Source organism: Streptomyces sp. NPDC001985 (genome assembly GCF_040296845.1).
Taxonomy (GTDB): Bacteria; Actinomycetota; Actinomycetes; order Streptomycetales; family Streptomycetaceae; genus Streptomyces.
The window spans coordinates 1-5,390 of record NZ_JBEOYB010000158.1 but is presented as its reverse complement, the minus strand read 5'-3'; the positions used below and the strand labels follow the sequence as shown (position 1 = coordinate 5,390).

At 72.6% G+C, this 5,390-nt stretch carries 5 protein-coding genes; 4 read left to right on the top strand and 1 reads right to left on the bottom strand.

Features of this window, described 5'->3' with window-relative positions; translation table 11 throughout:
- Positions 1–181: 181 nt before the first annotated feature.
- Positions 182–601, bottom strand: coding sequence for a hypothetical protein (locus tag ABT122_RS33155; protein WP_351559842.1), 420 nt, complete (start codon positions 599–601; stop codon positions 182–184).
- Positions 602–844: 243 nt separating this feature from the next.
- Here ABT122_RS33155 and ABT122_RS33150 point away from each other — a divergent pair, with 243 nt between their 5' ends.
- From ABT122_RS33150 to ABT122_RS33135, 4 genes are all read left to right on the top strand, one after another.
- Positions 845–2,680 carry an asparagine synthetase B family protein gene (locus tag ABT122_RS33150; protein WP_351559840.1) on the top strand — a complete coding sequence of 612 codons (1,836 nt, stop codon included), beginning with the start codon at positions 845–847 and terminating at the stop codon, positions 2,678–2,680.
- Between the two features lie 56 nt (positions 2,681–2,736).
- Positions 2,737–3,792 carry a PLP-dependent cysteine synthase family protein gene (locus tag ABT122_RS33145; protein ID WP_351559839.1) on the top strand — a complete coding sequence of 352 codons (1,056 nt, stop codon included), beginning with the start codon at positions 2,737–2,739 and terminating at the stop codon, positions 3,790–3,792.
- 122 nt (positions 3,793–3,914) lie between these two features.
- On the top strand, positions 3,915–5,111 hold the full coding sequence (locus ABT122_RS33140) for a M24 family metallopeptidase (RefSeq protein ID WP_351559837.1): 1,197 nt from the start codon (positions 3,915–3,917) through the stop codon (positions 5,109–5,111).
- Position 5,112: 1 nt separating this feature from the next.
- Positions 5,113–5,390: hypothetical protein (locus ABT122_RS33135; protein ID WP_351559835.1), on the top strand; the 278-nt coding region annotated here is incomplete at its 3' end.

Sequence of the window (5,390 nt, the reverse complement as noted above, 5' to 3'; positions counted from 1 at the left end):
GCTGATGCTGCTCGCCACGGTTCCAGCGGCGCCCCGGGCGGGGGCTGTGAGGCGACGGGCTTCTGCGGTGACCTCGGCATCGATCTGGTCCACGGTTCTGTCGCCGTATTCGAGGACGCCGTACTCGTCGTCGAGTTCGGCGAGGCGCTCGGTCAGGGGCAGCTCATGTCCGTGGCGCTGGTCAGTCGCCGGTGCGGCGCAGCACCCGCTGGAGACCCATCGCGACCAGGCCGAGCACCGCGCCCTGCGCGGCGTTGAAGACCAGGATGCCGATCGATCCGATGACCGGGACCGCGTCGGCGTCGTCCAGGAACGGTTGCAGGGCCAGATTCAGGATGATCGCGAAGGCGCCGTAGGCCACCCCGGTGAAGAGGAGGGTCGGCACCGGCCTGGGGGTGCGGAGTGCCACCACGGTGCCCACCCAGACCACCGCGATCAGGGCGGTGAACAGCACGGGCCCGACCGGTTTCTCCAGTGGTCCGGAGTCATAGGCGCCGACGATGCTGAGCACCGGCCGGATGAGCCCGAACGCGCCCAGTGCGGCGATCAGTATCCAGGGCAGATTGCGCAGGCTGTTCCGGTGCGTGTCCGTCATGGCCATCGGACGCTCCTTACCGGCGCGCTCGATGGCGCGCCGCTCGATTGCCACCCCCAGTCTAGGCTCTCTACATGTAGACAGTCTAGTTACGATCCCCTTCGTTCACCCGCGCGCCGGCTCTTCAGCCGACCGCGATCCACCTTCGAGTCCCCGCCGCGACCGTGTGGGCCATGGCTCCGGAGCCGGCGCCGCACCGGCACCGACGGTCGCGGTCCGGCCGTCAAGCACGCGTCGAAGGGCGGACACATGTCGGGTCTCGTTGGCTGGATCGACTTCTCGCGGAATCTCTCACTGCAGCGACCGGTCATCACGGCGATGACCGGCTCACTGGCCCACCGGGGACCGGACGGCGAGTCGGTGTGGACCTCGCCGCGCGCCGCACTGGGGCACCGCGCGCTCGTGGTGGAGGACGGCGACGACCGTCAGCCCGTGGTGGCCGAGGAGAACGGCCGGGAGATCGTCCTCTGCTTCGCGGGCGCCCCCGGGGGCCTGGCGCGGCTGCGCGAACGGCTGCGCGGCGCCGGCCGCCCCGTGCCGCCCGAAGCGGCCTCCGCCGAGCTGCTGATGGCGGCGTACCGGCAGTGGCGCACCGAGTTCATCCCCTGGCTGAGCGGACAGTTCGCCCTCGCCGTGTGGGACGGGCGCACCGAGGAACTGGTGCTGGCGCGCGATCAGCTCGGCGGTCAGACGCTCTTCCTCACCGAGACCCCGACCGGCGTGGTCTTCGGCTCCGAGCGCAAGGCCCTGCTGCTCCATCCGGAGGTCCGGCCCGTGGTGGACGCCGCCGGGCTGCGCGAGGTCATCTGCCACGCGGTGCCCACCGGACCGCTCTTCCAGCGGTTCTCCCAGGTGGAGCCCGCGGAGATCGCCGTCTTCAGCCGCGCCGGCTGGAACCGCCGCACCTACTGGAAGCTGGAGACCCGGCCGCACACCGACGACCTGGAGACCACGGTCCGGCGCATCCGCGCCATGCTGGACGAGTCCACCGCCGGCAGCGTGCCGTCCGACCCGTCGCACGCGGCCGTCACCCTCTCCGGCGGAGTGGACTCCTCCGCCGTCACCGCGCTGGTCGCCGGTGAGCTGAAACGCCTCGGCAGGGGGCGGCTGAGCAGCTACACCATCGACTACGCCCACGACGCCTTCCACTCGGACGCCATGCGCACCAGCAGGGACGAGCCGTACGCCCGGATGGTGGCCGACCATGTGGACACGCTGCACCACGTCGTACGGCTGGAGGCCACCGACATCCTCGATCCGGTGGTCCGGCTGTCGATGCTGCGCGCCAAGGACGTGCCCACCCGGATCTACGACATGGACGCCTGGCAGCAGATCTTCCTCCAGCAGGTGGCGGCCGACGGGCACAAGGTGGTGTTCACCGGGCTCGGCTCGGACAACGCCTTCCGGGGCGCCACCTGGTGCAACGACCCCGGCCTGGTGAACTCCGGCACCTTCCCCTGGCTCGCGCTCGCACAGCGGCACGGCGCCGTCAACGGCTTCGGCACCCTGCTCGTCGGCAAGGATCTGCTCGCCGCCCTCGACCTGCCCGCCTACTACGCCGACACCTACGCCGACGCCGTCGCCCCGGTGGAGTACCTCCCCGAGGAGGACGCGGACGCCCGCCGTACCCGTACGGTGGCCCATCTCGTGCTCACCCAGTTCCGCGGCGATTCCTCGATCTTCTCCGCCACCGGGATGCAGGTCCGCTCGCCCATCAACAGCCCCGAGCTGCTCCAGTACTGCTACAACATCCCCGCGGCGACGCACCGCCACGGCGACATCGAGAAGGGCCTGCTGCGGGAGGCGATCGCCGGGCTGCTGCCCGAGGAGGTGACCCGCCGGCCGCGCAGCGCCACCCCGATCAGCCACGACCCCGACTACCCGCTGCGGCTCCTGAAGGAGTTCAAGGCGCTGCTGGCCGACCCGCAGGCGCCCGTGCTGCCGCTCACCGACCTGGCCGCCGCCGCCGGACTGGTCGACCAGCCGGGGCGCCTCGCCAAGGACCGGATGGCGCGCGCCGGGGTCGAGTTCATCCTCCAGCTCAATCTGTGGCTGGAGCACTACCGGGTGCGGCTCGCCCTGTGAGCCGCCATGCCAGCCGGAGCGCCGCCGACGGACACCCGAGCCTGTGAGGTCGAACCATGATTAGAGAGAGCCTGCTGGACACCATCGGGCGGACCCCGGTGGTCCGGCTGCGGCGCTGGTCCGTCAACGGGGCGCAGATCCTGGTCAAGCTGGAGGGGGCGAACCCCGGCGGGAGCATCAAGGACCGGTCGGCGCTGGCGATGGTCCTCCAGGCCGAGCGCGACGGACTGCTCGGCCCCGGCGGCACGATCGTCGAGTCGACCTCCGGCAACCTCGGCAAGGCGCTGGCGCTGATCGGGGTGGTCCGCGGCTACCGGGTCATCCTGGTGGTCGACCGCAAGGCGCCCCGGTCCATGCTCGGATACGCCGCCGCGCTCGGCGCCGAGATCCAGGTCATCGAGAACCCCGACGCCCAGGGCTCCATGCAAGGGGCGCGTATCGAGCGGGTCAAGGAACTGGTGAAGGGCATTCCCGGGGCCTTCTGGCCCGACCAGTACGACAATCCGGTCAACCCGCGGGCGCACGAGGAGATCACCGGGCACGAGCTGCTGCGGGACGCCGAGTTCGACACCCTCGTCACGGCGGTCGGCACCGGCGGCCACATCAGCGGCATCTCCACCACCGTCAAGCGCGCCCGCCCGCATGTGGTGACGGTCGGTGTGGACGTCATCGGCTCCTCCACCTTCGGCTACCCGCAGGGCCCCTGGGCGACCCGGGGCATCGGGCTGGGCTGGCAGCCCGGCAATCTCGACCGGGGCGTGGTCGACCGGGTGCACATGGTGGCCGACCACGAGGGGCTCGCCACCTGCCGGCTGCTCGCCCGCACCGAGGGCGTCCTGGTGGGCGAGTCGGCGGGAGCAGCCCTGTTCGGGGCGCTCCACCACGCCCACCACCACCCGGACCGCCGCATCGTGGTGGTGACCGCGGACAGCGGCGCCAATTACCTCGGGGAGACCTTCGACGACGAGTGGCTCTGGTCCCGCGGCCTGTTGCAGACCATCGAGAAGGCCGGCCTGACCTCGCTGGACGCGCTGATCGAGGCGGCCCGCGACCCGGTCTGCCCGGCGGTGCGCGAGGAGGAGGCGCGCCCGGCGGGGGAGCGCGCCCCGTGACCGCCGACCGGCCCCCGCACGGGCGCCCGGCGTCCACGGCCCCCGACCGGCCCCCGGCGTCCACGGCCCCCGACCGGCCCCCGCACGGGCGGGCCGCCCCGACGAGCAGAGGGAGCGCGGAGATGCCCGCCAACCTGGAACGACTGACCGCCCGGATGGACGCGCTGGGGCTGGACGCCGTGGTCGCCACCACCTACGAGAACGTCTACTACCTGACCGGAGTCGCGAGCGTCGCGCTCGAAGTCTTCCCCCACAGCGGCCAGTTCCTCGCCGTGGTCACCCGGGACCGGCCGGAGCGGCTGCGGCTGGTCACCTCGCGCTGCGACGCGGACCAGGCCCTGGACATCCTGCCCGCCCTGGACTCCGCGATCGGCTACGGCACCTTCCACCGCGAGACGGGAGAGGGCGTCCGGTTCACCGAGGAGGAGGCCGCGCTGCGGCGGATCGCCGTCGACGGTCCCGCCCCCGACACCGCGCTGGACGGACTGGTCCGTACGCTGCGCGACGCGGGCCTCGCGGGTGCCCGGATCGCCGTCGACGAGGAGGGGGTGCCGCACGGTTTCCTCCAGGCGCTCGCGGAGGCGGCGCCGGGGGCGGACATCACCGCCGGGGCGGCGGTGCTCCGCTGGACCCGGAAGGTCAAGACGCCCGAGGAGATCCGGCGGCTGGAGGCGGTCGCCGCGCTCACCGAGCGCGGCATCGAGGCGGTCACCGCCATCGCCCGGCCCGGGGTCACCGAACAGGACCTGGTCCGCGAGTTCGAGCGGACCGTGGTCATGGGGGGCGCCCGGCCCAAGTTCACCCTGGTGAAGTTCGGCCGCGACGGCGTCGCGGGCCAGCGGGCCCCGCGGGACCGGCCGCTGTGCCGGGGGGACTCGCTCTGGCTCGACGTCGGGTGCGTCCTGGACGGGTACTGGTCGGACATCGCCCGGCTGTATAGCCTGGGCGAGCCCTCGGAGCGGCTCGCCCTCTGCCACGCGGCCATGGTCGCCGGTGAGGAGCGCGCGCTGGCCGAGGCGCGCCCGGGCATGGCGGGCAAGGAACTGTTCGAGCTGGTGGTGGAGGCCGTGCGCGCGGCCGGCGTACCGCACTACCGGCGCCACCACGTGGGGCACGGCATCGGGGTCGAGATCTACGATCCGGTGCTCATCACCCCTGACAACGACGACCTTCTGGAGGACGGCACAGTGGTCAACTTCGAGACGCCCTACTACGAGTTCGGCCTGGGCGCGGTGCAAGTGGAGGACCCGTTCGTGGTGACCGCCGACGGCAACCGGCTGCTGACCACCCTGGAACGCCGTCTCACGGTGATCGGCTGACATGGCCGCCTCGCATCGGGTGATCGGGAATCCCGCGCTGAGCGGTCTGGAGTGTCTGCGCTGCGGGCGGGTGCTGCCGGTGGCCGACCACCTTGAGGGGTGCCCCTCCTGCGGGGCGGCGGGCACTCCGGCCGGGCTGGTCTGCGTCTATGCCGAGGACGCCGAACAGATCCGCGCGACAGGCGCGGCAGGAGCGGCCGGGACCACCGGCGGCCGGGTGACCCCGGCGCCGGCCGCACTCCGCTCCGCCCCGCGCGCGGGGCGGGTGCCCGACCCGCG

Bases quoted from the DNA above. Each gene is read 5' to 3' on its own strand.
- ABT122_RS33155 (WP_351559842.1), bottom strand. From the start codon at position 601: ATGGCCATGACGGACACGCACCGGAACAGCCTGCGCAATCTGCCCTGG.
- ABT122_RS33150 (WP_351559840.1), top strand. From the start codon at position 845: ATGTCGGGTCTCGTTGGCTGGATCGACTTCTCGCGGAATCTCTCACTG.
- ABT122_RS33145 (WP_351559839.1), top strand. From the start codon at position 2,737: ATGATTAGAGAGAGCCTGCTGGACACCATCGGGCGGACCCCGGTGGTC.
- ABT122_RS33140 (WP_351559837.1), top strand. From the start codon at position 3,915: ATGCCCGCCAACCTGGAACGACTGACCGCCCGGATGGACGCGCTGGGG.